Source organism: Humiphilus diazotrophicus, assembly GCF_059726315.1.
On record NZ_AP040870.1, the window covers coordinates 7,377,895 to 7,403,352 of the forward strand.

Sequence of the window (25,458 nt, forward strand, 5' to 3'; positions counted from 1 at the left end):
TCCTCCTATGTGCCTGCCTTCGAGACAGCCCTTCTGTAGCAGGATGAGGCTTTCCGCACTAATCGATTGCCTGTAAACGTAATTTGTCTTATTTATTGAAACCCCTCTCCGTTTTTCTGTTTAACATAAGAGCAACAAATTACTTTTGTTTAGATTTCGGGCTTATTCGAGCATTTCCGCGTAGAAATAGGCCTGCCAACGCTGGAGAGGTGCATCTTTCTCTCCATTCGAGCAGCCCTGAAGGGGGCCAATTCGGACTCCGGCTTGGCGGCGGGCTGCAAAGGCCTTCGCCGTTTGGTCTAGGTTCTTGCGGGAATGTTCCAGCAGCCGGAGCCGTAGAGGCTTGCTCCTCGAGTCTTTCGTGCGCCGGATTTCGAAGTTTTGAGCCGTCGTGTTTGAGGAACTGGAGCGTTTCAGGTGCCGAGTGACTTCGACCGGCAGGACGGCTGGCCAGAGAAAGATCTGAATCATGTCAGAAGTCCTGATCACCGGTGGTTCCGGTTTCTTCGGTGGAATCCTGAAAAGGCGGTTATTGGAAGAAGGTTTCGCCTGCGTCAACATCGATCTGGTTGCCGATCCTGACCAACATCCCAATCTAGAGAGCATTCAAGGCGACATTCGCGACAAAGAGCTTCTACAACGAGTCTTTGGTACCGGACGCTTCTCAGCCGTCTTTCACTGTGCGGCCATGCTGGCGCATGGCTCCGTTCCTGACGGGACGCTCTGGACCTCGAATGTGAAGGGAACACGCAACATCGCGGATTTTTCGCGGCAGGCGAGAGTCCCCAAGCTGGTCTTTATTTCCAGCAATTGCCTGTGGGCCAGCAATTTGGGCCATCCTGTTCGCGAGGATGAGAAGCCACATCCCATCGAGATCTATGGGAAGTCGAAGCTGGCTGGCGAACGTCTGCTCTCCGAGTACACCCAGGACATGTCTATCGTCACCTTGCGCTGTCCGACGATTATCGATAGCGGCAGACTGGGGTTGTTGGCCATCCTCTTTGAGTTCATCGAAGAAGGGAAGCGGATCTGGGTCGTGGGCAAGGGCTCAAACCGGTACCAGTTCATCTACGCTCAAGATTTGGCCAGCGCCTGTCTACAAGCGCTGAAGTACGAGGGATCGGAGATCTTCCACATCGGTTCGGATAACGTGAAGTCGTTGCGAGAGGTTTATGGGGCTGTAATCCAGGCCGCCGGAAGCCGCTCCCGGGTCTGCTCCTTGCCGGAGAAGCTGACGATTGCTGCTATGCAACTGGCTCACTGGCTGAGGATTTCACCTTTGGGGCCCTACCATTATCGAATGATTGCAGAGGACTTTCTCTTCGATACCACCAAGATCAAGGAGAAGCTCGGCTGGCGCCCCACCCTGACCAATGAAGAGATGCTTCTCTGCGCTTACCGCTACTACGAGCAACGGAAACAGGAGATTCATGCCCGGACCAATGTGTCTGCGCACAGCAAACCGGCTGATATGGGCATTATCCGGCTTTTGAAGCTGATTTCGTAAAAGCTCTAGCTGGTTCTGTAGCAAGAGAGGGACGGCTTCGGTCCTGCCCTCATATGTATGCCGAGCATTGGCGCGTCAGCTTCAGGTGTAGTGTTGATTTAGGAGAGGGGATTCTCGTCATTACGATGGGTCTCCGGGTATTCAAAATCTCTGTAAACATTTACGACGCAAATCCTTTTCTCCGCATCTATTTACTAGAAGAGCTTCAAGTTAGTTCGGACCGATCCACTGTGGGATCGTTATTTATCTATCTTTGTGTAGGTGAGTAGCAGAGGTCCATTTGTTTGTGTCTGTCTTCGGGTTGCCTGAAGAGTGCCGATCAACTGCGTAATACAAAGGTTTACGCGATATTGGCAGTGAGGGAGTATGTCGAAGAGAAAGAATTTCTCGTTATTTCCGCGAGCTCTTGCTAAGTAAATTGAATTACTTGTTAAAGAGCTAATAATTATGGCCAGGAATCTAGATTTGCTGCTATAGTAGATACAGATGTCGGCGAGATGTTGATGCACCGTACTGGTTCACCCTTCTGGAAACAGCCCCAATAAAGTGTGATGTGCGTCACGGATTACGGTTGGTAGTCATAGTACAAGTGTAGATAATTCCTGATGTTCTATTCCTGAGCCGTTCACTGAATTTCCGCTCAGGGCATCGCAATCCTAACGCAGAAGTTGCAGTGGGAATTTGTCCACGTTTCATCTAAGGGTCATAACACTCTCCAGGTGTGTACGTTGAATTGGGAGAACGTCCCAAAGTTCTCTCACAAGATGCATCAAACATTAAAGGAAGCCACCAGAGCCTCCACCAGAGAATTAGGAAAAGACAAGTACGTCAGCGATTCGCATTAGTGTGTCTTGCTGTGAATTGAAGTTCAGTGGCTGGCAGAGAACTCTTTATTGCCTTAGTTGCCCCTGTCCTTATTGGAATCCAGGAAGTCGGATCTTCACAAAATACGAGTGCAAGCCGAGCGTAACGTGAAGTTTGATCACGTGCTTTCTAACACCCGCATATGAGCCCTGAGGGGAATTCGGGGTCCGGAGAAGACTATGATTTCTGAATGCTTTAATCCTATTTGCCGCAAAAAGCTTGAATATTTGCGGGCCGGCAAGGTTATCCAGGTAGTTCGTGGACATGGCGAAAATGTCGAGATCGAGCACTTCTGGCTCTGTGGCGAATGCTGCAAAGCCCATGATTTACGTGTGCTCCCCGGTGGAGATGTTGTTGTTCTCACCTCGCACGCCGTACGTCCTTCAATCGCATCGTCCCGCGTAATGCGCTGGACTCGAAATGCAGAGATGACCGCATAGCTGAAGTGCGCCCTTTCGAGAGCCAGTGTCGATGAATTGCAGCTGTTTAAATTTCCCATCCCGCCACGCTTAGCCTCAAAATCATTAGAACAATAAAATCCCCTTGAGGCTGGCGTGGCAGTGCCTGCCTGCTTACAAGCCCGATTCCTCTTCGTGCAGCAAAGATGAGCACTCGATGCCTCCCGTCCTGTGTTTCCCCGGATGCATCGGATAGCAGAGGCGTGTATCTCTCGGCGATTCTTTGCGGTTATCAGCTATTCAGCGGAAAGGCCCGGAACTCCTCGGTCCATTCCTGCAGCCCGACTTCGGCGTTGCGGGGATCTTCCGGAGAGCCGTCAAAGAGCCGCAACTTCCCGGTCTCAGGATGTTTCAGGTGATAGCGGATGGAATCGACCACATTATGAATAGCGCGAGTGTCGCTGGAGAGCCATCCTCCATTGACGAGGGCTGCTGCAATGACGGATCCGGTGGCGGTGTGTCCGGTCTTGCGCAGATAGTTCACGATGGCGTCGATTGCCCGACGATATCCTGCGTACTCGTTCGCATTCCGATCCGCACCCAGGCTTTGCAAGGCGAGTTCAGCGGCTTCCAACTCTCTCATTAAATCGGGGGCTATAGCCCGAAGCCTCGCGCGAATGATTTCAATCTGTCGTTCAAAGAGCTTTCTGGTGTTTGTCTCTGACATGGTAAGGCCGCGATTCTGGGGAACCAGTTAAATATGGGAGAGGTGTTATAAGTAGATGCCACATGTAGCCTATAGGATGCTCTCGCTGTTTTCAATGATTCCGGGCATTTCCCTAGTTGAAATGCGTTTCTGCTAGCTGTTCCTGGTCTCTTCTCTGTAGGAACTGACGAGCCGGAGACCGGAAAGTCTCGGTATCTCACTGAAAATGAACAGATAAACAGCATGTGTCGTCAATCTTTCAGGTTGAGGGCGTTTGCATTGTGGATCTCACCAGGGGAATCAAGTGTGTCACTTGGGGGAAGCAGGCGGTGAGGAGAAAGCGGGAGAGATCACCAAGCGGCAGCTTTTCCGCTATGATTTCTTCATATGACCACGGTTGAAGTGCTTTATCGCTACGCCACGCATCCGACGGAAGCTACGATGTTTGCCCTGAACAGTGCTCGCGAGGTCTATGGCATTCGCCGCATACAGTTCGATCGCGATGCGCAGACTGTTTTAGTTGAGTACGATGCCACCCGGCTTGCAGGTCCGACTGTTTATCAGTTGCTTCGCCGTGCAGGTCTGAGCGTAGTCGAGGAGCTGTCCTTGATTCCTCCTCAGCCCGTTCCGGAAGCGGTTCCTGCCGAATCCGCTAAGTAATCCACATGAAGGATTTGCAAGATTCGAAGATCGTTGTTACATTAAGAAAGTCGTTGGTCACGAGCGTAAGCGAAGCCAAAGACAAAGGTTGTAACGTGCGCCCATAGCTCAGTTGGATAGAGCGACTGACTACGAATCAGTAGGCCGGAGGTTCGAATCCTTCTGGGCGCACCATTTAGAATCAATCACATACGATATAGTTACCAAGCTCCCGACACCTCGAATGTCGGGATTTTTGTCGTAATTCTAAAAAATCATGCACTAACCGCTTCAACGACATGGATTCCTCTCATTCTGTTTCGTTGATCAATGATCGCAGCGGTATCTGATATGTCCGGGTGTAAATACTTCTGGGTAGTAATTATGGATGAGTGACCGAGAAGCTTCTGGACCTTTGCTAGGTTGCCAGTTGCATTAAGCAAGCGGGAGCATTCCTCGTTGAATGCAAAGTTACTCGGAAAGACTTTCTTTCCGATCGAGATAAACGCTTTCGACGCTACCCGGAAGAGGGACTTGGCCAGTATCGTTACTTCCTCGTGCCGGATGGAGTTGTAGTGCAGGACGAGGTGCCTAATCGGTGGGGCCTCCTATATCTCCGCAATAGTCGTATATATGTAGCGAAAAAGCCAGAAGCATTCAAGCGCTTCGCTCGGCAGGCAGAAATCTCACTGCTTGCCGCTGCTTTAAGGCGCACACAGAGACGGATAGAAGAGCCAATACACATCTGGTTGCGCTGGGACAATTCTGCCAGTCCGATCAAGGACGGTAGTGTATTTCGTGGTGAGGTGAGGGCGTGCTGATTAACCCTGATGGATTGAACTTTGGTGAGAGATTGGGTATCTGCTCCGATATGGCGCAACTGTACTATCGCCTTTACTATACACTAAATCATATGATTTAGCGTATAGAGGTCTTAACGGTGACATTGTTTGATTTCAAAAAATCGATAATATATTTAGCTGGAACCACATTGACCAGACCGGAGTTATATGTCAGATACCTACCGTCTGGAGCTTGAGCAAAAGGGGTATTTCCACTCGGTTCCATCATAACTGGTATCCACTTGTAAGAATGGCATATTCCGATCACTGTGCCAGAGTTGGTAAGATATACAGGTCCGCCACTGTCTCCCAGATTTACCCGTATATCGGCAATATAGGTATCGGACAGAATATTATTCGCATCTTCCTTTGGAAGGCCTTGTATTTGAAACTGTTGGTTATCTATAGCCTCAGAACTAGATATCACGCCCGAACTGGTCATTAAGGATCGAGAAGCGAGAGCATATCCTGAGATCGCAATACTCTCCCCATCTCGCACTATCCCTGAATAAATTATCGCATCCTTAACTACTGCCTTCCGTCGCGGTTTACTGACTCCAATGCCTGTAACTATCTGATTTAGGTCAGAGGCGTTTACCAATTTTAAGAGCGCTATGTCATGATGCTTGTCACGAGCTACAACAGTAACTGGATGCTCGACAAAAGGTTGCCCTGTATGATCTTGAGCATGCTGCTTATCGCTAGGCTCAGGAAAACCAATTAGGAATTCATTACGGAGTGGATGAGCCAGATGCCCATTGGGCAACATTGGCGGACTATCGAAATCCGTTATTATATGTAGAGAAGTAACTATATAACCCGTTTGAGCATCAACGAAGAATCCCCCACCCAAAATTTGATCTCCATCCGCTACACGTATTACAGCACGTTCTTCTGGAGGGAATTGCCAAATATGAGATATTCGCACTATGGAAGGTCGTACAAGATCGATTGCGGAGACTAAAGGTGTGGTGGCGTATGTAGCGTTCGCCTTTCGGGATTGGCCTTCCAGTGGACGTGTCCATATCGCACCGGACATCATGAATATGAGCGCCAATCGTGGAAGAGTTCTCGCGTTTTTCATGGCCAGCTATTATGCCCGAGAGTTTGTAATGATGCACACCTTAAATTCCGAGGTTGAACAATTAGGATAACTGCTAATAAATGGCATCGCTGGAGAATGTCTCGAGATGCTGATTCTGTGATGATAGTAAAATTACTGAAATTGTGACCGACATGTTTACAATCTGAGCGTTTGCTCTAATTTGTGGCAGGTCTTGGCACGCTGGGCGAGGTCGACGTCCTCAGTACTTGGAAACCCGCACAGAACGCCGGGTTTCCACATTCCCACAGCAAACGACGGCGGATTCGCATTTTTGGCCATTTCTCGAAAATACGCGTAAAACGCATGCTTTTTCACTTTCTCGTACAGAACCCTTTAGATGTAAAGATCAAGCTTCTCAAAGCATTCAATTGTCGGCCGTCGGCTAAGTAAAGTAAAACTCTACGGCGTTGCTATTCTCATCCGCTTCCTTTCCCGAAAATGTCTGACCCTTTCGGAATCAAATTTGTTTTGTATGACTGAGGTCATATCCTGAGATTATCTGTGGCTACCTTCAAAGGTACAAACTTCAAGATTCAAGCGATGAATGTCAACATTTTTGTAGCGGGTTAAATAGCTCTATTAAGTAGCTGCTCCCGAGCGTCTGTTTCTCAGAATAAGAAGCAAGATTTACGCTTCCTCTTTGGTGATAGCGCGGGATGAAACTGCACTCATATGCGGCCTATTCACGTTCAGAATAGAGATAATTGAAATTTAATGTTAAGAGAGGATCTTGCACACGTGCATGATTCGAGGGATGCGCATAACCACAGGAAAAAGGTATTCTCCTGTGGTTGCATGAGCCCGAAATCAATATATCGGCTCCTATTGCTCGCTGATCTTTACCTCGTGCTTGCGCCATCTTTCGATGAGTTGCCACCAGGAGAATCTTTCCCATTCATAGACGGTGGTCTTGGCCCACTCTCGTTTCTGCCACCACTTAACTCCGAAGCGCTCGGGTTCGGGAGCTGCAGCTGCAGACCACTTGTACTCGGGCATCACGTGTTGCGCAATTGAGAGTGCGCGACGGGTGTGATAGTCGGAGGTGACCACAATCGCGTTCTTGGCTCCTGGAGCGGAACGTTGAACGCAGAGAGCAACGCCTTGCAATTCCTGCAAGGTGGAGTCTTCATGGAAGCTGCAAACGTGTAGCTGAGAAGCCTTGTCCGGAGCTGCCGTTTGCACATATTGCTGTGCCGCATCGGAGAGACGCCTACCGTATTGCTGCCAGTCGGACGCATCGAGTACCAGGTCATGCGCGTAGCCTTCACGCAAGAGTTTCAGCGCATGCTGGAATCGGACGTCTCCATAATCACCCATCAGCACGACAATTACGTCTGCATGCTGCGGGTTGTTGACCACCAGGAACTTTGCAGCTCCGGGGGCTAGGACACACAGAGCTAGAGCCAAAACTAAAACACACACGAAGAGCTTGCGGAAAGACTTTGATCTGGACATTTTGTCTTAAAGGAATACTGGCCGTCAGAGTATCACAGCCATGTCCGGGAGCAGGGAACTGCATGAACGAGGTTCGGATGAATCTTGTTCGGAATAGCTGCTCGTTGAAAATGCTTTGGTACTGCCGGACTCCAGGCCCACGATCTGGGATGCTGATTCCGGAACTGGTGTATTCAAGTACAGCGCCGTCGTCTACTTGCTAAAGGCTGTCTGAATCTGTAACTGACATATCGTGGAGCGAGGACGAGGACGTCCTCGGTACAGCCGGTCTGGAGTCCGGCGGTACTCTGCTTAGCTATGCTGCAATTTGTTCAGGAAGGATACGATCTCCGGATCGGTCCAATTCTGAGCGCCGATAAACTTTCTCCGGATCACGCCTTTGCGATCGATGATGTAGGTTTCCGGATATTGTTCCGTGTGGTACTCCAGATTCGATTTCTGCTGTGCATCGCGCACACTGAGCAGATCGACATGGTGGTCTGCGAGAAACTTTCGGTAGGCGGCATCGTCTTCATCGATACTGACGGCCAGAACCACCACCTGAGGCATCTGTTTTTGCAGCATCAGCAGCGATGGAAGCTCCTGAACGCAGGGCGGACACCAGGTCGCCCAGAAATTCAGAACAACGACCTTTCCTCGCAGATCGGCCAGATGGACTTTCGAGCGGCCATCGCTGACGGTGAAGTCGGGCGCAACCCTGTTCACCTGCGAGGGATGAGAGCCGCGATCGCATCCTGCAGAGAAGGCAAGAAGGGCAGCAAGAGCCAAAAGGGAAGTTTGTCTACGTACGTACACGATTCCTATAATACGAATCCGGCGGGTTCCTTGCGATGTTCGTGTTGCAACATCTTTTATTTTTATCTATTTAGAGAATCGCCGGGGCGGGGTACGATTTGAGAGTTTATAGCATTTCTCGCAATGCCGTGGACTTTTTGACAGAGGCGAAGTGCAGCTCCCTTTAGTGGAAGCTGCGTAAACCTCCGGTGCTTCGGTCTACACCCTTTGCGAAAACGGCCGTAGGGCAAGGAGGCCGAAGAGCCACCTGTCCTGAAGGGAGATCTCCGGTGCTGCTGTCCGTCATTGTTCCCGCTCGAAATGAAGCTAATTGCCTGGCCGCCTGCCTCAAATCGCTGGTGGAGCAGTCGGAAGAGGGCTTTGTACTGGGCGAGCACTGGGAGCTGATCGTCGTAGACGACAACTCGACAGACCAGACTCGCGAGATTGCCAAGAGCTTTGCCGGGGTCACGGTGATCGATCCAGTGCCTCTGCGCGAGGGGTGGACGGGTAAGACAAACGCCTGCTGGACGGCTGCTCAGCAATCCCAAGGGAAGTGGCTTCTTTTTACCGATGCCGATACGGAGCACCGCCCTCTGAGCCTGCTCCATGCCATCTTTGAGGCGGAGAGGCACGAAGTGGGGTTGCTCTCCTACTCTCCACGGCAAATTGTGCAAGGTTTCTGGCAGCGGGCGATGATGCCACTGATCTTTAGCGAATTGGCTATGGCCTATCCTCCGAAGAAAGTGAACGATCCCACCTCCAATGTGTCCATTGCGAATGGACAGTTCATGCTCTTCCGCCACGAGGCTTACTGTGCAGTCGGTGGGCATGAATCCGTTGCAAATGAGGTCTTGGAGGATGCAGCACTAGCTAACCTGATCAAACGCAAGCGTTTAGGCCTGCGTTTCCGCTATGCCGACGACGCCGTTTCTGCCCGGATGTATCGGACTACGGAGGCGATGTTCGAGGGCTGGACGAAGAATCTGGCCTTGCTCTTTGGCAGTCCGCTGGGGGTAGCATCGCTGCAACTGCTGGATCTAGAGCATTTTTCGAATTAGTGTAGACTGAGCATGGCGAAACTCAGCGACAAGCAAAGCAATGGCGAAAGCCTACGAAGATGATCTGCGACGTAAGTTCCTAGCAGCCTATGATGATGGGAATGGGACGCTGGAGGAATTGGCAGAGCTATTTGGAGTAAGTGTAGGTTGGGCGAAGAAGGTTTCCAGCCAGCGGAAGCATAGTGGTCAAGCCGAGCGAGTTGTTCATCGTCCCGGGAGAAAACCACACGTCGGAGCCAGAGAGCAAAAGCAGGTAATAGCGTGGGTGGAAGCGGAGCCGGATTTAACGTTGGCTGAAGTGCAAGCAAAGTTGCACAATGAAGCAAGCGTGGAACTGAGCTTGGGGCGGATTTGGTTTCTACTTCGGAAACTGGGTTTACGGCTGAAAAAAAGTCGCTCTATGCCAGTGAACGCGATACCGAAGCGAACCGCCAGCGACGCCAAGAATTTGTCGCCAAGATCCAGGCGACAAGTCTGGAACGGCTGATCTTCCTTGACGAGAGTGGTGTGACAACTTCGATGACGAGGCGTTATGCCCGTTGCCTCGGAGGCACTCGTATACACGAATCTACTCCTGGAGGACAATGGAAAATCATGACCATCCTGGGAGCAATGAGTTTTCGTGGCATGGTAGCAACGATGACCATCGAAGCCGCTACCGATGCGGAGATATTCCTAGCCTATGTCGAACACATACTCTGTCCGGCACTGACAGCTGGCGATGTGGTGGTAATGGACAACTTGAGTTCCCATAAGGTCAACGGCGTACGGAGGCTGATCGAGGCCGCTGGAGCAGAATTGCTATACCTGCCGCCTTACTCGCCCGATCTGAATCCGATCGAAAAGGCTTGGGCTAAGCTCAAACAACTGCTTCGGGCTGCCAAAGCTAGAACCAGAGAATCCCTTGAGCAAGCTATAGCCGACGCTCTCAAGCTTATTTCCCCTGATAATGCTCAGGCTTGGTTCCGTCTCTGTATAAATGGTCTACACTAATTCGAAAAATGCTCTAGCATTGTTGGTAGGGCTGCCTGTGCTGATGGTGAGCTTCTGGGGCGTAGTCCTGGCACGCTGGCTCTTCCTGTTGTTGTGGATCCGAACCGTGCTTCGCTATTACCGGCACCGCTCGCGTTCGAATTTTGCAATGGCGGACTGCTGGCTCTCTATTCTGGGTTTGCCTCTCTTTATCGCGGTCCTGTGCCGTAGCTGGTATGGCTGGCGGATCAAGAAACAGGTTACCTGGAAGGGCCGGGAATACGGAGCTTGAGCAAAGGCTCAGGATCTCTTTGAAAAGGCTCGACCATCCGGGCTACCACAAGTGGAGCTTTCGCAGTCCGAGAGTTTTGATTTGGGGAGAAGCTTATGCGAAACTCCAGAAACTTAAGGCAAGGAACGACATCTCTTAACTAGCAGCAGGGAAAGACTAAATGATATTGCTGACGCGACGGGCCGAGTTCTCCGCTTCCCACTACTACTGGAATCCGAAGTTCTCCGCAGAAGAGAACGAACGGGTCTTTGGAAAATGCTCAAACCGCAATGGCCATGGCCACAACTACACCTTGGAAGTAACGGTCGAAGGGGGAGTTGATCCCGTGACCGGTTTTGTCGTTGATCTGAAGTGGTTGCGAGACGTGATCGAGAGGGAAGTGCTGGATGTCTACGATCATCGGCATCTTAATCTGGAGGTGCCCGAGTTCCGCGAGGCTATCCCAACGACGGAGAACATCGCTATTGCCATCTGGAACCGGCTTACTCCCGCTTTGAAGGGCTCGAAGTTGCATCGGATACGTGTCTATGAGACACCAGACATCTTTGCCGATTACTACGGAGAAGCATGAAGGCATATTTTTCCCGGCGGTATCGTTTATCGGCCTCGCATCGCCTGCACTCCGAAGAGCTTTCGGCAGAGGAGAATCGCCGCATCTACGGCAAGTGCAATAATCCGCACGGGCATGGGCACAACTATACCGTGGAGGTCACGGTTGGCGGTCAAGTCGATCCGGATACGGGTATGGTTGCGAATCTCTGCCAGCTGGACGCCTGCGTGAACGGACAGGTGATTGAGCGCTTCGATCATCGGAATCTGAATCTGTGTCCTGAATTTCAGGATCGGGTACCGACGACCGAGAATCTCTGTATTACGATCTATGACCTGATTGCCCGTTCCTTTCATGATGCCGCGCTGGTTCGCGTACGTGTGGAAGAGACGTCAAACAACTTCTTCGAGTACAGCGGCCATTGAGAGGAAGCAGCCGGAATTTAGGAAGGCCAAGAAAGTCACACCACATTAGAGGACAAAAGATGACACAATCGGCAATCGAATCCCCAAGCGCAGACAAGAAGCAGTCATCGAAAGATCTGGCCGGGGTCTCGACCCAGGACTTATACCGCGAGATTCTCAATCGTATTGGCGAAGACCCGGATCGTGACGGACTCCTTTTAACACCGGAGCGCGTGGAGAAATCCATGTCCTTTTTGACGAAGGGCTATAACGAGGATCCTACGAAAATTCTTCGCGGAGCACTCTTCGATGTGACTTACGATGAGATGGTCATCGTGAAAGATATCGAGATGTTCTCGCTCTGCGAGCATCACATGCTGCCATTCTTCGGCAAGGTACATGTTGCTTATATCCCAAATGGCAAAGTTATCGGATTAAGTAAAATTCCGCGGTTGGTAGAAGTCTTCGCCCGCCGTCTGCAGGTGCAGGAACGCATGACTCGCCAGATTGCCGACGCTATTCACGAAGCCATCAAGCCGCAGGGTGTCGGCGTGGTCGTTGAAGCCCGGCACTTGTGCATGATGATGCGGGGCGTGGAAAAGCAGAACTCTTCTACTGTAACTTCGGCCATGGTGGGTGTCTTTCATGAACAGCGGACCCGTCAGGAGTTTCTGTCGCTGGTTCGGGAACGTAGTCAGAGCAGCTTCTAGAGTTGGCCTGCTCCTTCTGCAAAGAGCGCTGCATCATGCAGCGCTCGACATTCTCATCATTCTGCTGGAGAAGGAAGTTTCTCACTCCGTGCTCCCGACCGCTCGAAGGTGAGATTCACCGAGCGCTTGCCGACTGGCCTCGTACGATGACGGACGCTTCGATTCACGGTAATCATCTGCCCAGGCTTAAGCTCGACGGTCTGATCGTCGAAGTCAATGTAAAGCCCTCCTTCCAACGATAGAAAGCTCTCGTCGGAGTCAGGATGGCAATGCCAATGATAAGGCTCCGTCATAACGCTGATTCGAACTTCATGATCGTTGACTGCAGTAAGGGAATGATTGTTGTAGCTTTCTGTCGTGGTCGATTCATGTGCAAGATCGATGATCTGAAAAGAAGAATTCTGCATACTGCACGCTCCCTGCCTCTTTCGATTCTGTGAAGTTGGCTTCGACGCATCTTTGCAAATTTTGTACCGCCGGACTCCAGGCCGGCTGTCCCGTGGGTCTCCAGGCCCACGAACTGGGATGCAAATTACTGAGTTGGTGCGAGTTGGTGCAACGTCGTTATTATGTTGCTAAAGATTGTCTGGATTTGTCACGGATATATCGTGTACCGAGGGCGAGGACGCCCTCGGTACAACCGGCCTGGAGTCCGGCGGTACGTTATTGGGTATCTATTGAAGTGGCAATTGAGGGAAGGCTTCATCGAATCTGTCGGGGAGCCCGTGCACGGTGAGAGGCTACGAGTTTGCCTACATCTTCCTCCCGCACTTGCTGTTCAGAATGTTTTCTCTTCATACTGATAATTCCATCTAAGCTAGGGCAGGCTATGCAGAGAGGAAGGATTGCATGAAGAAGTTCATTAATTCTCCGGACCGTGTTGTGCGCGAGATGCTTGACGGTCTGGTGGTGCTCGATCCGCATCTTAAGCGTATCTCCGGACAAAATGTGCTGGTTCGCGCCGACGCCGATTCGGTCAGGGACAAGCAGGTTGCTTTGATTTCCGGTGGTGGCAGCGGACACGAGCCGGCCCATACTGGATATGTTGGCGCGGGAATGCTTAGCGCAGCTGTTGCTGGAGAGGTCTTTACTTCGCCCAGTACCGAGGCTGTATATGCCGCCATCCGTGCGGTCGCTGGCACGCGGGGAGTGCTTCTGATTGTCAAGAACTACACCGGAGACCGGCTGAACTTCGGATTGGCTGCGGAGATGGCTCGCGGTGAGGGGATTCCGGTCGAGATGGTCATCGTGGCTGACGATGTCGCTCTGGAAGAGAGCCAGCTCGCTAATGGTGCTCGCGGGATTGCCGGAACGGTGTTGATTCACAAAATCGCCGGGGCTGCCGCTGCTGCGGGAGCGGATCTTGCCCAGGTAAAGGCCGCGGCGGAGGCTGCTGCCGCTCGTCTTGGATCGATGGGGGTATCGTTGTCAGCCGGTGTTTCTCCCATGGTGGGGAAGCCGAGCTTTGTTCTGGAAGACGACGAGATGGAACTTGGTCTCGGCATTCATGGCGAACCGGGTGCGAGCCGCACTCCGATCAAGGCCGCGGACCTGCTTGTAAAAGAGATGCTGGATCGCATCCTTTCTGTGCGAAATCTGCGCAGCGGTGATCGTGTTGCTGTGCTGATTAATAACCTGGGTGCGACGACGATGATGGAACTGGCTATCGTGGCGCGGAAGACGCAGGCGATTTTGGAGGAACGCGAGCTGAAGGTTGAGCGGATGTATGCCGGAACCTTTCTCTCTTCGCTCGATATGGCCGGGTTCTCGCTTTCTTTGCTAGCCGTTGACGACGAACGATTGCGGTATCTGGATGCAACGACGACAGCTGTCGGCTGGCCGAATGCTCCGAAGGCGTCTCCTGTGGCTGCCGAGGATCGCGAACTGGTCTTGATCTTTCCCTCGGAGAATATGGCTCAGGCAGGGAAGCAAACGCCCACTACTGCCAGGGGAGCAAAACTGCGACGAGCGATTGAAGCAGTATGCGCGGCGCTGATCGAGGCCGAACCGAAGCTGACGGAGCTGGACCGGCAGGTCGGCGATGGCGATCTGGGTGTGAGTATGGAGCGCGGTGCCAAGGCCGTTCGACTGGCGCTGGACAAGTATCCGCTGGACGATGCTTCTGCGACCTTCGAGGCTTTAAGTCGCACTTTCCGTGAGGCTTTAGGTGGCAGCTCCGGTCCTCTTTATGGAGTGCTCTTTTTGCGGTTGGCACATGTGCTTCGTTCCGGTAAGGGAGATCTGGCCGGATGGGCCGCGGCTCTCGATGCGGCTTGTACGGCAATGTCGGAGTTGGGCGGAGCCAAGGCCGGAGACCGCACGATGCTCGATGCGTTGATTCCATTTGTCGAATCGCTCAAGCGGGATGCCAAGGCCGGACGTCCAGTGAAGGATGCTCTTTCCTCTGCGGTTGAAGCTGCGGAACAAGGTGCGGAGAAGACGGCCCAGATGGCACCTCGTCGTGGCAGGTCCGCCTATCTCGGAGAGCGAACACGTGGCCATAGCGATCCCGGAGCTGTGGCCGTAGGAATCCAATTGCGAACCATCCTGGAAACATTGTCTTAGTTTAGGGTTACGGCCAAAACTGAGGGTACGAAGGAAGAAGAAACATTCTTGGTAGCAGGAGCTTAGGGGAACAACAGCTATCTGGAGTTTTTCTCCGCTCGCTCTTGCTTCCTCTAGATCTACGTCGTTGTTGTTTCTCTCTTCTCCAGTCATCGGGAAGATAAAAAGTCTTTAGATTGAAATTCTTTGGCACGGCAAAGCCCGTGCCTTCCCATCCTTACTTCTTAATTACAACTGTTTCCCTTTGTATTCCCGGTGCTAAATTGGGCCTGACCATCAGGGGATAATTTGTTGGTTACCGTCGGGGGATTGGGATAAAGCTCAGAATATATAAGATAGGGCCATGGGCGGAAGCTAAGCCTTTTATAAATCTGTGCCTGTGACGAGCGATGATCACTAAGTCAGAGAAAAGCTTGTGACATTCGTCACTGTTCCAGATCTATTTCCGCTACAGAATCTTGTAATCATTCATCGTTCACCACTGGGCGGGGTCGGTTGTTGAAACATGTTGGCTTTTCGTCCCGTAATGTCTTGGTTTCGGAATGCCGGGTATCTGCCATACTCAGGCTCGGAGGAGAGTATTGCGTTGATGGAGGTTAACAGGATCAGCATGAGCTCTCGTCCTCTTCTTACTAGAATCAGGCAATACCTGATAACCTTCATTGGTTTTCTACTCGCGTTTTTGCTTCGCGAAGCTTTTGTTCCCCACTTTGGATATCTACCTCCGTATGCGATCTTTTTCCCTCTAGTGGTGGTGGCGTCAATCTTTGGGAACCTCTGGACAGGGCTGCTCTCGACGGCATTGTCGGTAATGGCCGTCTGCTACTGGATGTTTTTTGCTCAAGCGCCGTTTGCCCTGAAGGGGGCTTCCTATCCTATTCGCACGGTAATCTTCAGTATTCTCGGAATTTGTATTTCAATTGCTGCGGACCGCTTCCATCGTAGCCGGGATCGATATTTGGAATTTCAGATCGACGAGGCTCTTAAGTGCGAACGCAGCCGTGCGGAAAAAGAACGCACCGTTGCGGAAGCAACTTATGCCGAACGCCAGCGCTTCCTCGACGTGCTGGAAACCCTGCCGCAGATGATCTGTCTTCTGAAGGAGGACCACTCTCTGGCTTTTGCGAATCGCAGCTTCCGGGAAAAATTCGGCGTCTTTGAGGGACGGCACTGCTACGAGAACTGCTTTGGCCGGATGCGTCCGTGCGATAACTGCGAGCGGGCGAGAGTATTTCAAACAGGCGAGCGTCTGCATTGGGAAGTTACCATTCTCGACGGTACGGTGATTGAAGCCTATGCCTTGCCCTTCAGAGATGTGGATGGCTCGATGCTAGTCCTTGAGATGGGCGTAGACATTTCCGAGCGCAAACGGACCGAAAACGAACTTAGGTCCTATCGCGAACATCTGGAGCAGTTGGTTCGCGATAGGACCAGACAACTCGAGACTGCGAATGCTCAGCTGGAAGCCGATATAGCCGAGCGCAAGTTGGCAGAACAGGCTTTGCTCCGCAGTGAAAAGCTGGCATCGGCTGGAAGACTGGCTGCCAGTATTGCGCATGAGATTAATAATCCGCTTGAGGCCGTAACGAACACACTTTATTTGGCGCGCATGATGGCGCAAGATCCGGAGGCGGTCCGCAAGTATCTCGATATAGCCGACGATGAGCTGAAGGGGATAGCTCACATTACCCGGCAGGCCTTGGGCTTTTATCGTGAGTCGAATGCTCCGGCGCTTACTTCTGTTACTGCGGTGCTGGATTCTTCCATCGATCTGCTATCGGGCAAGATCAAGGCCAAGCACGTGTTGATTCATCGCCAATGGCATTCCGAGGTCAAGATCTGCGCTGTTGCCGGTGAACTGCGGCAGGTATTCTCAAACTTGCTGGCGAATAGCATTGACGCTCTTGGCGACAGCGGTTCGATCAAGCTTCGTGTTTCGGGACGGGCGTTCTTCCGCGATGGTTCACGAGCTGTGCGGGTTACGGTTTCCGATAACGGTAGAGGCATTCATCCGGAGGCTCAGCAGCATATCTTCGAGCCTTTCTTTACGACGAAGGGGTCCGTCGGTACCGGACTTGGATTGTGGGTCAGCAAGCAGATCGTCGATAATCACGGCGGCATTATTCGTGTGCGTTCTTCGTGCCATCCAGGACATAGCGGAACTACGTTCTCGATTCTGATACCGATAGACCTCGATGAGGCTCACTCCAAACAGGCTAAGCACCAGGACGGAGCGAATCAAGAACTGTTGTGTGCAGAGCCCAGGCTGTAGTCATCGCAGTCAGCATGCTGGAAGGCTTTCTGCTAGTAGGTCCCGGCATGTCTATTGGTGAATCAGGCTTTCTTCCTGGCGGCGACGGATAATCCTCATCCATTCTCGTGTTCCGTGAAAGCGGCAGGATTCGGCTGCGACTTTTGCTGCTTCAGCCAGAGCCTGCACAAAGCCATGTCTGAGGATGGTGAAGTAGCAGAAGGCTCCGTGAAAGATGTCTCCGGCTCCCATCGTGTCGGCCTGCTCTACTCTGGGAACTGGAACTACTCCGCCGACTCCATTCGACACAAAGCGGATAGGCTCGGCGCCTCGGGTGATCGCGATCTTGGCGATACCGCACTTCTTGAGATACTTAATTACATCCTCTTCCGTTACACAATCGGGCGGATAGAAGTCTGCCGAGCATATTGCAATATCTACATACGGAAGCAGCTCTTCCATGTCTTGCTTCCAGCTTCCTCCATCGAGAACCACTTGGATGCCATAATCGTGAGCGGCTTTAGCCCAGGCTTGGCAGGCTTTCATGTAGTGTCCGTCGACGAGCAGGATGGAAGCTTCTTCCAGAATCTCTTTGCGAATCTGAGGCGGAAGCACCTTCACGCGCTTCGCGTTGGCAGAGACGATATTGCGTTCTCCCAACTCATTTACCGAGATGGATGAGATGACCGGCAGTTCATCGAAAGCGGGATTCAGATCTTCGAGCCGGATGGAGTATCGACGGAGTTCGTTCTGAATCAAGCTGGCCAGGGGGTGGTTGCCGACGGTAGTGACGAGGGTTGTTTCGCCTCCGAGATAACTGAAGGTAATGGCCGCATTTGTAGCCGGGCCTCCGACGAAGGCTTCTTGCGTCTGTGCCGCTACCTTTGCGTTGGCCGCCGGAAATTGGTCGACGTTATAAACGAGATCGATGGTTGAGAGCCCTACAAATATGCCGTTCGTCACTAGTACTCCCCTGAATAGTTTCTCTGCCAGTGACAGGGAACGGGTGTGAAGCAGATCACCACAGACGATTGCGGTGGACAAAAAAGGGAAGCGAATTGAGCGGTTTCAATTCTGCATAAGAACAACAGAATTGCGATGATGCTTAATTCTTCAGGCTCTGCAATGGTGCGGGGATGCGGCCACCGCGAGCGATGAAGTTTTCCGCCGAGAAGGGATTCACCTTCATCACAGGACCGGAACCGAGCAATCCGCCAAACTCGACAACATCGCCAACGACCCTACCCGGAGCGGGAATGATGCGGACTGCCGTGGTCTTGAAGTTGACGACGCCGATGGCGATTTCATCGGCAATGATGGCTGAAATTGTTGAGGCGCTGGTGTCGCCGGGAACAGCGATCATGTCCAAGCCGACGGAGCAGACACAGGTCATCGCTTCCAACTTCTCGATGGAGAGCGCGCCGCATAGTGCCGCATCGATCATGCCTGCATCTTCGCTTACGGGAATGAAAGCACCGGAGAGTCCGCCGACATAAGAGGATGCCATGACTCCGCCCTTCTTGACCGCATCGTTTAAGAGCGCGAGCGCTGCGGTGGTTCCCGGAGCTCCGCACTTCTCCAGTCCCATTTCTTCAAGAATGTGAGCGACGCTGTCGCCGACGGCGGGCGTAGGTGCCAACGAGAGATCGACGATGCCGAAGGGAACCTTCAACCGTTGCGAAGCTTCCTGTGCGACGAGCTGGCCCATGCGGGTGATCTTGAATGCCGTCTTCTTAATCGCTTCGGAGACTGTGCCGAAGTCTGCTCCCTTTGTGCGCTTGACGGCACTGGCAACGACTCCAGGACCGCTGACGCCGACATTGATTACGCATTCCGGTTCGCCCACTCCGTGGAAAGCTCCGGCCATGAACGGATTGTCTTCCGGCACATTGGCGAAGACGACCAGTTTTGCACAAGCCAATGCTCCCTGATCGGCTGTGAGGCGCGCAGCTTCCTTGATAATGAGGCCCATGTCGCGCACCGCATCCATATTGATTCCGGCCTTGGTGGTGGCAACATTGACGGAGGCGCAGACTCGATTCGTACTGGCTAGTGCTTCGGGTAATGCCTGGACGAGGAGATGGTCTCCCTTGGTGTATCCCTTATGAACGAGGGCGGAGAAGCCTCCGATGAAGTTTACTCCGACTTCTTTTGCGGCCTGGTCGAGCGTTTCGGCAAAGCGAGCGTAGTTCGTCTCATCGCTGCTTTCGGCAACCATCGATATCGGCGTTACAGAGATGCGTTTATGGATGATGGGAATTCCGAACTCGCGTTCGATGGCCTCGCCCGTGGCGACGAGCTTTTCCGCATAACGGGTGATCTTGTCGTAAATGCGTTTGCGAGAGACAGCTGAACTCTCTGCGGCACAGTCCCGTAAGGAGATCCCCATCGTGATGGTGCGGATGTCCAGGTTCTGTTGTTCAATCATGTTGATGGTTTCAATGATTTCGTTGCGATTGAACATCTACGTGCCTCTCGATTCCTTTAAATGGCGATGACTGGCCAGAGTTTCTCCAGGTCCACTCCCAATAACGAAACTTCTTCAGGGACGGCTTTTAGACCCGGTGCATGCTGCGGAAGAGTTCTTCGCGTTGCACCTTGATTTCGACACCTAACTCTTTGCCCTTTTCTTCCAACCGCTTCTGGACCTCTTTATAGCTGGCGCTTGAGGTGGAGAGATCGACGATCATGAGCATCGTAAAGATGTCAGACATGATGGTCTGAGAGATGTCCAAAATGTTTGTATTTGTTTCAGCCAGTGCCGTGGTTACGCCGGCAATAATACCGACACGGTCGCAGCCCAACACTGTGACGACAGCTCTCATGGTGATCTCCTACGCTGGAAGGTTGGGATTATTTTAACAGGGTAGTTTGGGCTTAGTTTTTCGTATTGGGACGAAAGGTGTTGGAGATCACGGTCCTTACTACCGGGCAAAGAGAGATTTCCACGAAGTGTCGAGATAAAGCCAGCGTGGACTGCTGAACCAGCTGGTCTGCACCCCGGGGACGTGCAGTAGTCCATGACCGCTGGTACACATCAGCTCCGTACCGCTCCAAGCCAGGAAGGTTCTCGACACAATTCCGACGTGCGCTGGATGTGTTGCTCGCCGCAGACAGACAGGGCAACGCTGGCTCTGGTCCTGAATCGCCCATCTTAACCCCAACAGGCAGATGCTGAGGGCGATGAAAAACTGGACAACGGTTGCACCGGCGTTACATTCCGCCGAGGGCCAGTAGCTGAGGTCGAGGGAGAGAAAATACGCAATCGCCAGAATTAACAACACTTTCGTGCAGAAGAATGTCCGGCGAACAAAGGTCTTCGTCCAGGAGGGCTTGTGGGTGGTAAAGCTGTATTCCAGCGGTGTCATGGAACTGGCCGCAGGCAATGCGATGAAGGTCAGTACCACGACCAGGAGATAGACGCTCCAAGGATTTTGGATACGTTCTTCGAAGTCGAAGGCCCAATAAATCTCTTCGTCACCGAAGCTATTATGGGCGGTGATCTGTGCGGCTCCGGCCCACATCTGATCTTTCCCTTGCTGATTCAGATGCGCTACCAAGTACCCCGGTGTCCCAGAGGCGATAGCTGAATCCGGTTCCAGCATCCAGGCATCTGCATTGCCGGGCAGGCGCCAGGTTCCATTGGGAGCTATGCCCACGATTCTTGCCTGTGTCTGTCCCACGTGTACGGAGGCGTTTATCACGCGAGGATCGCCGCCGAAATCCCGCTGCCACGTCTGGTAACTGAGGATCAGATGAGTTTCACCGCTCTTGGTGTTACTTGCCTCCTCCAGTTCCTTTGCCGGGAGATCGAGGAGCGAAAAGAGGTTTGTACTCGCATGGACGACCGAGCGAACCTTTACTCCCTGTCCGGCTGCGGCTATGGCATCTTTATGGACGCGGTAATAGGCGAACTCGTCGAAGAAGGGTTGACGCAACTTCTTCCATTGGCGGTACAGCTCGATAGGAATGGTCGGCTGGAACTCTGCGCGGCTGTTACGTTGCGCTTCAATAAGGACGAGACGTGACCGGACTTGATACCTCTCGGAGTGCCGGGCCGCGTCGACTCCCGGCACCCGGAGCGCGACGGCGTAGCTGATGACCAGTATCAGAGCAAGCCACAGGAGGCAGTACCAGGCAGATCCGTGAATCGAAGCCGGTGCGGCGGAAGCTATTTTTTCGGGTTCCGGTGGAAGATCTTTTCGTAGTGCGAGGGCGTCCTGAAATGCTCCCAGACAGAAGGAGGTGAGTTGCCGCTCGGCTTGCCAGGTCAGGGAATCGGCTTCGGAGCATTCATGCTTGATGTGCCAGAGCTCCGATTTCCATTCTTGTAGCCACTCTGCCCGGTGACTTCGGGAGAGAAGCAGGGATGCACTGTGCAGCAGGCCTTTGTGGAAGAGAGAAAAAGCCCAGCTGACAGCTTTGATCATAGCGACTTGGCCTCTTCAGAGGGAATCAAACGTTCCAAGAGTGGATAGCGTTTGCGCGACGCCTCCAGCGTCGCTCGTCCTGCCGCAGTCAGCTTGTAGTATTTTCTGGGAGGCCGTTGTTCGGCATCGGCTATCGCTTGCCGCTCCCATTGCGACCGAATCAACTCATCGCGTTCCAGCCGTCGCATCGCAGGATAAACGGTGCCGCTCGGCAAGCCCGTCATCTCCATAATGCTGAAGCCATAGAAAAATCCGGCATGGATCGCCTGCAGGATCATGGCTGCGGTATGCGAGAGTTTCGCCTCTGAGGCCATGCCGCATTTTATAGCATTTTGCGGCTATATAGAAAGATACAGAGTGGTCTGAGGCATTATTTACGCAAAATACGAGAGGCAGGACCAAAGTCCTGCCTCGGAATGTCAGTTCGGGTGGCCGCTTAATTTTCCGGAATCTACTGTCCGGCTTCGTACAGAATAGTGACCGTGATCGCGTGGGACTCAAAAAGGTAACTACGCTCAATGCACACCAGCATGCTTTGCATGCAACGTTTATAGTCTCGACCCGTGAATACCGTCGGTACCGAAAGCAGGCAGCCTGAGGCCAGATTTCGGAATCCGCCCTTCCAAACGCCAGCCAGCATATTGCAGATTTCTCCCATGGTGTCTGCAACCATGGAGTCGAATTCGGTTACGGGAGTTCTGGTGAGCGCTTCCGTGATGTGTAGAGAATCTGCTTCCGTAGAACTGACCACGAAGGCACCACTTAGGGTACCAGCCAATCCTATGATTGCCGTCACTTCATGACTGTAGTCGACCAGGCTTTCGGTGGGGGTGCACGATATTCCCGCCATCATCGTGAATACTTCATCGACGGCGCGATCTAATTGATCTTGCCTGGCAGCAACGTCTTCTGCGATCGCCACATTTTCTGACATTTATCTTTTCCCTATAAGCATTCGTTGTGCAGGAAAATCAATATGGTGTTCATGACCTGGGAAAGGCCTGCATCTCTTCCTCAGCAGCAGCTTCCGGGAATCTCCCGGAGTTTAAGTACCACAAATTCGCCACAGTGAAGGGCGAAGAAAAAGTCAAAAACTGTACTGCCGGTCTTCTATGGTGATTCGGTAAAGAGGTTCTCTGCAGTACTGGATGTAAGACTCATCGGCAATTAAGGAAAATTAATCAGTACTTTCTTTGCGACTTTTGTGGGATTGAAGCACTCTTCAAGAGCGTTTGCCAGAATCTCACTTTCTGAGAAGAACTGCTTCCTCTTTACTCGCTAGATCGTCAAATAACTGGGGTGCTTTATCCTTCTACTTCTCTTTCCGCATTTCAGCGAAAGATGTTAAGCCGGTGTGAAAGAGTGAGTGCATAGCTGTCTCAAAGGTTCCCTTCAATCACAGTTCTCGATCAGATTGCCAATTGCAATACACCGTTGGAAGTGGTGAAGACCGAGTGTTTCCGGACGGAAATACGTGTGACAGTTCCAGTCACACCACCTCCGGAAATCGGGAACAGAGGCGCTAGCCTCTCTTTCAAGAAAAATCACTGTCAGCAGAATCGGGATTATTCACTCGTTCTGTTCTCCGATTGTCCATTCTTAAGCAGCATTGTCCAGGACCGAACAGTGCCCTTCTCTCGATGTTCTCCGCTAACTTGCGCGAAGGCCTGAAATCCGCATGTTTATTGAGTTCCCGTATTTGGAACACAGCTTGCTACTCATTCTTCCATGAAGACATCCAGCTCCCTAGATGAAACAGTGGATGTAAAGGAAGACCCCCTATGAGCCGTTCTCCCCTTGTAATGGTAGCTGCATTGGTAACTTTATGCGGAGTTTTACAAGAACCAAGCTCCAAGGCTGCGCCGGTTATTGCTCAGCATTGGAGTCATGAAGACTGTACCGCGGAAGGAAACAAAACCAGCATCGGAATACGAAAAGAAGATGAGAAGGTTGTGTGTCATCTTCGCAGGACTACCATACCCTTGAGCGCTCCACACCTCAGCATGTTTAGTACGAGTGGAAAGGTTGAAGTTATCGGGGAAGACCGGAAGGATGCATTATTGGAGGCGCGAATTTTTCTTCGAGTTCGTCCTAAGTCTGTGCCTGGATATATTCTTCCTCAGTTCCAGATCGATATATACGGTGACAGGATTCAAGAGACCGTCTATTACGATCACCCACGCGCTTACGAAATTCATTACAAGCTGCGTGTGCCACGGCAGCTTTCTATGGAGATCCAGAATACGAAGGGCGATATTGCCATTGCTCACCTTGACGGAGCCATCCGTTTTGAGAACTCGAATGGCAAGGTAAAGCTTGTCGATTTATCGGGCGAGGTAAACGGACATACTGATAGCGGTCAGATAAAAGTCGAATTGAGCGGAGATCACTGGCAAGGAAAAGGCCTCTTTGCTGAGACGAAGGCAGGAGATATCGAATTAGTTATTCCCGATCGCTATTCCGCGCATTTGGAGGCTTCTTCTCTTCGCGGCAGCTTGAAGAATGGATCCGTTGATGCAGCTGAAACAGATAGTAAAAATCAGGTGGAAGCCAATATCGGCAACGGCGGGTCAACTATCCGTCTCTCGACAATCAAAGGGGCTGTTAACATCCTTCGCGCTTCGCAGACGAGCAGCCTTATGTAACAGAACGTGAACTTTATCGATGCCGTATATCGTTCGTGCGATATACGGCATTTTGCTACTTACTGGATATCAACGACAATTTTTCCTGTCGATCCGGCTTTGACGGCAGCATGTGCTGCTGCGATATCGTTAGTCGAGAAGCGCCTTTCGTTGACTAGAGGTTTCAACTTACCGGCCTCGATCAACTCTGCAGCTTGGCGAAGAATGCTGCCCTGGTGCGCGCGTCCTTCTCCTGTAAGCAATGGATAAAGCGTAAAGACACCTGAATAAGTAGCACCGCGGAAAGAGAGTGGTGCCAGCGAATGAGTACTCCAGCCAAGACAACTTAAGACATGTCCCGTGTACTGCTTCACGGCTTCGAAGGAGGCGTCGAGTGTTGCGCCACCTACCGTGTCATAAACGATATCGAAGCCTCTTGATCCAGAATACTGTGCAATATATTCCTTAACTGAAAGAGTGCGGTAATCGATAGGCGTAGCTCCGTAGGATTCTACGATGTTCTTCTTGTCCGCTGAGACGGTAGCGAAGACATCGGCTTTAAAGGCACGTGCTATCTGAACCGCAATATGTCCAACACCCCCGGCTCCTGCATGAATCAGAACTTGCTGGCCGGTGTGGACCTTGGCTCTATCGACAAGTCCTTCCCAGGCCGTGATGACGCTTAAGGGAAGAGCCGCAGCTTCACGCATAGAAAGATTCTTGGGCTTGTGTGCCAGTAAATCGGCATCCGCAATGACGAACTGAGCCAGCGTTCCCTGCAAGCCTCCAACACCGCCCGCCATTCCGTAAACCTGGTCTCCGGGATAAAAGGTGGAGACTCCGGGGCCGCTCTCTTCAACGGTTCCTGCCATGTCGAGCCCCAAGACCGCGGGGAGTGGTTGTTTGGCATGCGCGGCCTGTCCGCTGCGAATTTTTACATCGAGAGGGTTTACTCCACTTGCAGCAATCTTGACGAGCACCTTGCCCCTGCCGGGTGTTGGCCGTGAAACCGAAGTTTCGCGGAATTCGCCATCGGGGACTTCAACCATCCATACCATCTGCGGCATTATCATCTCCTATAAATGTGAGACGTAGTGTCTCGTTCGTTCTGGAGATACGATCCAGGACCTGTCATATAGATGCAGGAAACCTTAAGCTCGGTTTGGGTGCGCGGGAGGGAGGGACGATGGACTTGACATAGATATTCTGAGGAATTGAATGGAAGGGCACTAGTCCTGGAGTTTCTACATTTAGAAGTGGCTCAGTTGTTTTGTACCGCCGGCGTCCCCGCCGGCTGTCGTGGAGGGTC

Annotated in this window: 26 protein-coding genes and 1 tRNA gene; 13 read left to right on the plus strand and 14 right to left on the minus strand. The window is 52.1% G+C overall.

The features are described 5' to 3' along the window. Positions 1 to 162 precede the first annotated feature (162 nt). Positions 163 to 489 carry a hypothetical protein gene (locus tag AC6I7T_RS29500; protein ID WP_497791435.1) on the minus strand — a complete coding sequence of 109 codons (327 nt, stop codon included), beginning with the start codon at positions 487 to 489 and terminating at the stop codon, positions 163 to 165. Between AC6I7T_RS29500 and AC6I7T_RS29505 the strand changes: the two genes are divergently transcribed. Then, positions 470 to 1,507 (plus strand): NAD-dependent epimerase/dehydratase family protein, encoded by a 1,038-nt coding sequence (locus AC6I7T_RS29505; RefSeq protein ID WP_497791436.1) that lies wholly within the window; start codon positions 470 to 472, stop codon positions 1,505 to 1,507. The two genes, AC6I7T_RS29500 and AC6I7T_RS29505, sit on opposite strands and share 20 nt — an antisense overlap. A 1,043-nt stretch (positions 1,508 to 2,550) precedes the next feature. Beyond that, positions 2,551 to 2,811, plus strand: coding sequence for a hypothetical protein (locus tag AC6I7T_RS29510; RefSeq protein ID WP_497791437.1), 261 nt, complete (start codon positions 2,551 to 2,553; stop codon positions 2,809 to 2,811). Between the two features lie 250 nt (positions 2,812 to 3,061). Here the strand turns inward: AC6I7T_RS29510 and AC6I7T_RS29515 are convergent, their stop codons facing one another. Further along, complete coding sequence (locus tag AC6I7T_RS29515; protein WP_497791438.1) at positions 3,062 to 3,496, minus strand: hypothetical protein; 435 nt, start codon at positions 3,494 to 3,496, stop codon at positions 3,062 to 3,064. Positions 3,497 to 3,862: 366 nt separating this feature from the next. Between AC6I7T_RS29515 and AC6I7T_RS29520 the strand changes: the two genes are divergently transcribed. Both AC6I7T_RS29520 and AC6I7T_RS29525 read left to right on the plus strand, forming a co-directional pair. Next, on the plus strand, positions 3,863 to 4,135 hold the full coding sequence (locus AC6I7T_RS29520; protein WP_497791439.1) for a hypothetical protein: 273 nt from the start codon (positions 3,863 to 3,865) through the stop codon (positions 4,133 to 4,135). 97 nt (positions 4,136 to 4,232) lie between these two features. Next, positions 4,233 to 4,309, plus strand: a tRNA-Arg gene (locus tag AC6I7T_RS29525). Positions 4,310 to 4,389: 80 nt separating this feature from the next. On the opposite strand, the gene AC6I7T_RS29530 is transcribed toward AC6I7T_RS29525, so the two are convergent. The 4 genes from AC6I7T_RS29530 to AC6I7T_RS29545 form a co-directional block, all read right to left on the minus strand. Next, complete coding sequence (locus tag AC6I7T_RS29530; protein ID WP_497791440.1) at positions 4,390 to 4,557, minus strand: hypothetical protein; 168 nt, start codon at positions 4,555 to 4,557, stop codon at positions 4,390 to 4,392. 475 nt (positions 4,558 to 5,032) lie between these two features. After that, a complete protein-coding gene (locus tag AC6I7T_RS29535; protein ID WP_497791441.1) occupies positions 5,033 to 6,040 on the minus strand; it encodes a trypsin-like peptidase domain-containing protein in 1,008 nt (335 codons plus the stop codon). Between the two features lie 843 nt (positions 6,041 to 6,883). Then, complete coding sequence (locus AC6I7T_RS29540; protein WP_497791442.1) at positions 6,884 to 7,516, minus strand: YdcF family protein; 633 nt, start codon at positions 7,514 to 7,516, stop codon at positions 6,884 to 6,886. Between the two features lie 291 nt (positions 7,517 to 7,807). Then, entirely contained in the window at positions 7,808 to 8,311 is a 504-nt protein-coding gene (locus AC6I7T_RS29545) for a TlpA family protein disulfide reductase (protein WP_497791443.1), read from the minus strand. Positions 8,312 to 8,580: 269 nt separating this feature from the next. On the opposite strand from AC6I7T_RS29545, the gene AC6I7T_RS29550 reads away from it, so the two are divergent. The 6 genes from AC6I7T_RS29550 to folE all read left to right on the plus strand — a co-directional run bounded on the left by AC6I7T_RS29550 (position 8,581) and on the right by folE (position 12,279). Then, positions 8,581 to 9,351 (plus strand): glycosyltransferase family 2 protein, encoded by a 771-nt coding sequence (locus AC6I7T_RS29550; protein WP_497791444.1) that lies wholly within the window; start codon positions 8,581 to 8,583, stop codon positions 9,349 to 9,351. A 351-nt stretch (positions 9,352 to 9,702) separates the two neighbouring features. Beyond that, positions 9,703 to 10,344 carry an IS630 family transposase gene (locus AC6I7T_RS29555; protein WP_497788089.1) on the plus strand — a complete coding sequence of 214 codons (642 nt, stop codon included), beginning with the start codon at positions 9,703 to 9,705 and terminating at the stop codon, positions 10,342 to 10,344. After that, positions 10,331 to 10,615, plus strand: coding sequence for a hypothetical protein (locus AC6I7T_RS29560; RefSeq protein ID WP_497791445.1), 285 nt, complete (start codon positions 10,331 to 10,333; stop codon positions 10,613 to 10,615). Before AC6I7T_RS29555 ends, AC6I7T_RS29560 begins: the two co-directional genes overlap by 14 nt. Positions 10,616 to 10,775: 160 nt before the next feature. Further along, positions 10,776 to 11,186: a 6-pyruvoyl trahydropterin synthase family protein gene (locus AC6I7T_RS29565; RefSeq protein WP_497791446.1), complete on the plus strand. Its 411-nt coding sequence runs from the start codon at positions 10,776 to 10,778 to the stop codon at positions 11,184 to 11,186. After that, positions 11,183 to 11,590, plus strand: coding sequence for a 6-carboxytetrahydropterin synthase (locus AC6I7T_RS29570; protein ID WP_497791447.1), 408 nt, complete (start codon positions 11,183 to 11,185; stop codon positions 11,588 to 11,590). The genes AC6I7T_RS29565 and AC6I7T_RS29570 overlap by 4 nt, the downstream gene beginning before the upstream one ends. Positions 11,591 to 11,649: 59 nt before the next feature. After that, on the plus strand, positions 11,650 to 12,279 hold the full coding sequence (gene folE / locus AC6I7T_RS29575; protein ID WP_497791448.1) for a GTP cyclohydrolase I FolE: 630 nt from the start codon (positions 11,650 to 11,652) through the stop codon (positions 12,277 to 12,279). Between the two features lie 56 nt (positions 12,280 to 12,335). On the opposite strand, the gene AC6I7T_RS29580 is transcribed toward folE, so the two are convergent. After that, a complete protein-coding gene (locus AC6I7T_RS29580; protein WP_497791449.1) occupies positions 12,336 to 12,686 on the minus strand; it encodes a cupin domain-containing protein in 351 nt (116 codons plus the stop codon). A gap of 442 nt (positions 12,687 to 13,128) precedes the next feature. On the opposite strand from AC6I7T_RS29580, the gene AC6I7T_RS29585 reads away from it, so the two are divergent. Then, a complete protein-coding gene (locus AC6I7T_RS29585; protein ID WP_497791450.1) occupies positions 13,129 to 14,844 on the plus strand; it encodes a glycerone kinase in 1,716 nt (571 codons plus the stop codon). Positions 14,845 to 15,454: 610 nt separating this feature from the next. Then, on the plus strand, positions 15,455 to 17,116 hold the full coding sequence (locus AC6I7T_RS29590; RefSeq protein WP_497791451.1) for an ATP-binding protein: 1,662 nt from the start codon (positions 15,455 to 15,457) through the stop codon (positions 17,114 to 17,116). A 51-nt stretch (positions 17,117 to 17,167) separates the two neighbouring features. On the opposite strand, the gene AC6I7T_RS29595 is transcribed toward AC6I7T_RS29590, so the two are convergent. The 6 genes from AC6I7T_RS29595 to AC6I7T_RS29620 all read right to left on the minus strand — a co-directional run bounded on the left by AC6I7T_RS29595 (position 17,168) and on the right by AC6I7T_RS29620 (position 22,459). Next, complete coding sequence (locus tag AC6I7T_RS29595) at positions 17,168 to 18,058, minus strand: PfkB family carbohydrate kinase (RefSeq protein WP_497791452.1); 891 nt, start codon at positions 18,056 to 18,058, stop codon at positions 17,168 to 17,170. Positions 18,059 to 18,200: 142 nt separating this feature from the next. Then, on the minus strand, positions 18,201 to 19,559 hold the full coding sequence (locus AC6I7T_RS29600; protein WP_497791453.1) for a PFL family protein: 1,359 nt from the start codon (positions 19,557 to 19,559) through the stop codon (positions 18,201 to 18,203). Positions 19,560 to 19,650: 91 nt separating this feature from the next. Further along, positions 19,651 to 19,920 (minus strand): ACT domain-containing protein, encoded by a 270-nt coding sequence (locus tag AC6I7T_RS29605; RefSeq protein WP_497791454.1) that lies wholly within the window; start codon positions 19,918 to 19,920, stop codon positions 19,651 to 19,653. Positions 19,921 to 20,019: 99 nt separating this feature from the next. After that, positions 20,020 to 21,525 carry a hypothetical protein gene (locus tag AC6I7T_RS29610; RefSeq protein ID WP_497791455.1) on the minus strand — a complete coding sequence of 502 codons (1,506 nt, stop codon included), beginning with the start codon at positions 21,523 to 21,525 and terminating at the stop codon, positions 20,020 to 20,022. Further along, positions 21,522 to 21,839, minus strand: coding sequence for a PadR family transcriptional regulator (locus AC6I7T_RS29615; protein WP_497791456.1), 318 nt, complete (start codon positions 21,837 to 21,839; stop codon positions 21,522 to 21,524). Before AC6I7T_RS29615 ends, AC6I7T_RS29610 begins: the two co-directional genes overlap by 4 nt. Before the next feature lie 137 nt (positions 21,840 to 21,976). Then, on the minus strand, positions 21,977 to 22,459 hold the full coding sequence (locus tag AC6I7T_RS29620) for a chemotaxis protein CheX (protein WP_497791457.1): 483 nt from the start codon (positions 22,457 to 22,459) through the stop codon (positions 21,977 to 21,979). 847 nt (positions 22,460 to 23,306) lie between these two features. Here AC6I7T_RS29620 and AC6I7T_RS29625 point away from each other — a divergent pair. After that, a complete protein-coding gene (locus AC6I7T_RS29625) occupies positions 23,307 to 24,170 on the plus strand; it encodes a DUF4097 family beta strand repeat-containing protein (RefSeq protein WP_497791458.1) in 864 nt (287 codons plus the stop codon). Positions 24,171 to 24,229: 59 nt separating this feature from the next. Here the strand turns inward: AC6I7T_RS29625 and AC6I7T_RS29630 are convergent, their stop codons facing one another. Next, on the minus strand, positions 24,230 to 25,216 hold the full coding sequence (locus AC6I7T_RS29630) for a zinc-dependent alcohol dehydrogenase family protein (RefSeq protein WP_497791459.1): 987 nt from the start codon (positions 25,214 to 25,216) through the stop codon (positions 24,230 to 24,232). Positions 25,217 to 25,458 lie beyond the last annotated feature (242 nt).

Coding starts and splice junctions, on each gene's coding strand:
- AC6I7T_RS29505 (WP_497791436.1), top strand. CDS start 470: ATGTCAGAAGTCCTGATCACCGGTGGTTCCGGTTTCTTCGGTGGAATC.
- AC6I7T_RS29510 (WP_497791437.1), top strand. CDS start 2,551: ATGATTTCTGAATGCTTTAATCCTATTTGCCGCAAAAAGCTTGAATAT.
- AC6I7T_RS29515 (WP_497791438.1), bottom strand. CDS start 3,496: ATGTCAGAGACAAACACCAGAAAGCTCTTTGAACGACAGATTGAAATC.
- AC6I7T_RS29520 (WP_497791439.1), top strand. CDS start 3,863: ATGACCACGGTTGAAGTGCTTTATCGCTACGCCACGCATCCGACGGAA.
- AC6I7T_RS29535 (WP_497791441.1), bottom strand. CDS start 6,040: ATGAAAAACGCGAGAACTCTTCCACGATTGGCGCTCATATTCATGATG.
- AC6I7T_RS29540 (WP_497791442.1), bottom strand. CDS start 7,516: ATGTCCAGATCAAAGTCTTTCCGCAAGCTCTTCGTGTGTGTTTTAGTT.
- AC6I7T_RS29560 (WP_497791445.1), top strand. CDS start 10,331: ATGGTCTACACTAATTCGAAAAATGCTCTAGCATTGTTGGTAGGGCTG.
- AC6I7T_RS29565 (WP_497791446.1), top strand. CDS start 10,776: ATGATATTGCTGACGCGACGGGCCGAGTTCTCCGCTTCCCACTACTAC.
- AC6I7T_RS29570 (WP_497791447.1), top strand. CDS start 11,183: ATGAAGGCATATTTTTCCCGGCGGTATCGTTTATCGGCCTCGCATCGC.
- folE (WP_497791448.1), top strand. CDS start 11,650: ATGACACAATCGGCAATCGAATCCCCAAGCGCAGACAAGAAGCAGTCA.
- AC6I7T_RS29580 (WP_497791449.1), bottom strand. CDS start 12,686: ATGCAGAATTCTTCTTTTCAGATCATCGATCTTGCACATGAATCGACC.
- AC6I7T_RS29585 (WP_497791450.1), top strand. CDS start 13,129: ATGAAGAAGTTCATTAATTCTCCGGACCGTGTTGTGCGCGAGATGCTT.
- AC6I7T_RS29590 (WP_497791451.1), top strand. CDS start 15,455: ATGAGCTCTCGTCCTCTTCTTACTAGAATCAGGCAATACCTGATAACC.
- AC6I7T_RS29600 (WP_497791453.1), bottom strand. CDS start 19,559: ATGTTCAATCGCAACGAAATCATTGAAACCATCAACATGATTGAACAA.
- AC6I7T_RS29605 (WP_497791454.1), bottom strand. CDS start 19,920: ATGAGAGCTGTCGTCACAGTGTTGGGCTGCGACCGTGTCGGTATTATT.
- AC6I7T_RS29610 (WP_497791455.1), bottom strand. CDS start 21,525: ATGATCAAAGCTGTCAGCTGGGCTTTTTCTCTCTTCCACAAAGGCCTG.
- AC6I7T_RS29615 (WP_497791456.1), bottom strand. CDS start 21,839: ATGGCCTCAGAGGCGAAACTCTCGCATACCGCAGCCATGATCCTGCAG.
- AC6I7T_RS29620 (WP_497791457.1), bottom strand. CDS start 22,459: ATGTCAGAAAATGTGGCGATCGCAGAAGACGTTGCTGCCAGGCAAGAT.
- AC6I7T_RS29625 (WP_497791458.1), top strand. CDS start 23,307: ATGAGCCGTTCTCCCCTTGTAATGGTAGCTGCATTGGTAACTTTATGC.
- AC6I7T_RS29630 (WP_497791459.1), bottom strand. CDS start 25,216: ATGCCGCAGATGGTATGGATGGTTGAAGTCCCCGATGGCGAATTCCGC.